The sequence below is a fragment of the Streptomyces griseorubiginosus genome (assembly GCF_017614965.1).
Lineage (GTDB): Bacteria > Actinomycetota > Actinomycetes > Streptomycetales > Streptomycetaceae > Streptomyces > Streptomyces griseorubiginosus_B.
Window position 1 is genome coordinate 1 of record NZ_WVUG01000548.1, and the last position, 2,715, is coordinate 2,715.

A 2,715-nucleotide genomic window follows, 5' to 3' on the forward strand; every position below is an offset into this window, starting at 1 on the left:
GAGCTGCTTCGACTTGGGCTTCGGGGGCAGCGGGGCGAGCTTCTTGAGGCTCATTTACGACTCCTGGTGTTTCGCATTTCAGGGATTCGGGAATTCCGCGTCCGGCTCCCGACACCAATGAACCTACACTCCACGCAACTCAAGGGAAGGCAAATTCGGCGAGGTAACGGCAAGCAGGCGCTGTGAATACCTTGGAGATTCCTGAGAGCGCCCGCCGAACCTGAGAGTTCGCTTATGAACCTGAGAGCGGGCTTATGAAACCTGGCGATCACTCGTCGCCCAGCGCCTCCGCCAGCACCTCCGCGAGATGCCGCCCCCGTACCCTCGCGAGCTGCTCCAGCTGGGTGCGGCAGGAGAAGCCGTCCGCGAGGACCACCGTCTCCTCGGGTGCCTGCCGCACCGCGGGCAGCAACCGCTCCTCCGCGCAGGCCGACGACACCTCGAAGTGCCCCTTCTCGAAACCGAAGTTGCCGGCGAGACCGCAGCAGCCGCCGGTCAGCTCGCCGGTGAGGCCCGCCGCCGCGCGCAGCCGGCGGTCGGGGCCGTCGCCGAGGACCGCGTGCTGGTGGCAGTGGGTCTGGCCGGTGACCGGGCGGTCCAGCCGGGGCGGGGTCCAGTCGGGGGCGTACTTCTCCAGCGCCTCCGCGAAGGTCAGCACCGAGGCGGCGAGACGGGCGGCGCGCGGGTCGTCGTGCAGCAGCTCGGGCAGATCGGTGCGCAGGGCCGCGGCGCAGCTGGGTTCCAGGACGACGAGCGGGATCTGCTCCCCCACACGGGGGTCCAGGAACGGGCCGAGCAGATCGAGGGTGCGGCGCAACACCTTGCGTGCGCGGTCGAGTTGGCCCGTCGATAGGTACGTCAGCCCGCAGCAGACGCGGACCCGGCGGGACGTCAGGAGGTTCACGCCGTACCCCGAGATCTCACCGTCGGGGGTCTGTTCGACCTCCGCCTTCCACTTCATCCAGGGCGTCTGCACCACCTTCAGTCCGGCCGCCTCCAGCACCCGCAGGGCCGCCTTGCCGACCTCCGGCGTGAAGTGCTCGGTGAACGTGTCCGGCCACAGGGCGACAAAAGATGGGAAGTCATCGGTGTCATCGGTGTCATCAGTGTCATCGATGCCGGCGATGCCGTCGGCGTCGCCGACCCCCTCCGGCCCGCCCCTCTCCTTCCACTCGGCCCTGATCTGCCGCACCTGAGCCGCCGTCCTCCTGCGCCACCACCGGGTGAACGTCTCCGGCGCCACCCGGGGCAGCTCCCGCTCGGGCGCGATTCCGCCGAGCCGCTTGGCGAGGGACGCGAGCGGGCCCACGGCGGCCAGGGAGTTGACCAGCCACGCCGTCCTTGTCCGCGTCACCCAGCCCAGCCACACCGGCAGCCACCCCATGCTGTAGTGCGCGGCCGGACGGCGTCGGCCCTCGTAGTGGTGGTGGAGGAACTCCGCCTTGTACGTGGCCATGTCGACCTCGACCGGGCAGTCGGAGCGGCAGCCCTTGCAGGACAGGCACAGGTCCAGCGCGTCCCGGACCTCCGTGGACCGCCAGCCGTCGCTGACCAGTTCACCGGCGAGCATCTCGTGCAGCAGCCGGGCACGCCCGCGTGTGGAGTGCTCCTCCTCGCCGGTCGCCCGGAAGGACGGGCACATCACGGACGCGCCGGCCGCAGCGGTCGTACGGCACTTGGCGACCCCGACGCAGCGCCGTACCGCCGCCGAGAAGTCGCCGCCGTCCGCCGGGTAGCCGAAGGCCACGTCGACCGGCTCGCGGGGCAGGACGGAGAAGCGGAGGTCGGCGTCCAGGGGCGCGGGGCGGACCAGGACGCCGGGGTTGAGGAGGTCGTCGGGGTCCCAGACGCCCTTCGCACGCTCGAAGAGGCTGACCAGCTCGGGGCCGTACATCCTCGGCAGCAGTTCGGCCCGCGCCAGCCCGTCGCCGTGCTCCCCGGACAACGAACCGCCGTGTGCCACCACCAGGTCGGCCAGTTCCTCCGAGAAGCGCCGGAAGCGGCCGACGCCCGCCTCGGTGAGCAGGTCGAAGTCGATGCGGACGTGGATGCAGCCGTCGCCGAAGTGACCGTACGGAGTGCCGCGCAACCCATGGGAGGACAGCAGGGAACGGAAGTCCCGCAGATAAGCGCCCAGTCGCGCGGGCGGCACCGCGCAGTCCTCCCACCCGGGCCAGGCCTCGCTGCCGTCCGGCATCCGCGTGGCCGTACCGCTCGCGTCCTCCCGGATCCGCCACAGCGCCCGCTGCTCTGCGAGCTCGACGACGACCAGCGAGTCCACGACGTCGGCGGCCCGCACGATGGCCTCCGCACGCGCGCGTGCCTCCGCCTCCGACTCCCCGCCCGTCTCCACGAACAGCCAAGCGCCGCCCCTGGGCAGACCGGCCGAGGCAGGCACCAGATCGGCCGCCATCCCCTCCACCGTGAGCGGCCCGTACGGCAACAGGCCCGCCGCCGCCTCGGCCGCCGCGCTCTCGTCGCCGTACGCCAGCACGGCGAGCGCACGCGCGCGGGGTGCCTCGACCAGCCGTACGACCGCCTCCGTGAGCACCCCCAGGGTGCCCTCGCTGCCACAGAACGAGCGGGCGACGTCGGCGCCCTTCTCCGGCAGCAGGGCGTCCAGCGCATAGCCGGAGATACGGCGCGGCAGCTCCGGGAAGCCGGTCCGCAACAGCGCCAACTCCCCGTCCACCAGGGCCCGCAGCCCCTCCGGAG

General features: G+C 71.7%; 1 protein-coding gene. It reads right to left on the reverse strand.

The window, feature by feature from the left end; translation table 11 throughout:
* Positions 1-268: 268 nt before the first annotated feature.
* Positions 269-2,715 (reverse strand): FAD-binding and (Fe-S)-binding domain-containing protein (locus GRC12_RS43415; RefSeq protein ID WP_208785947.1); only part of this gene is annotated, 2,447 nt, incomplete at its 5' end.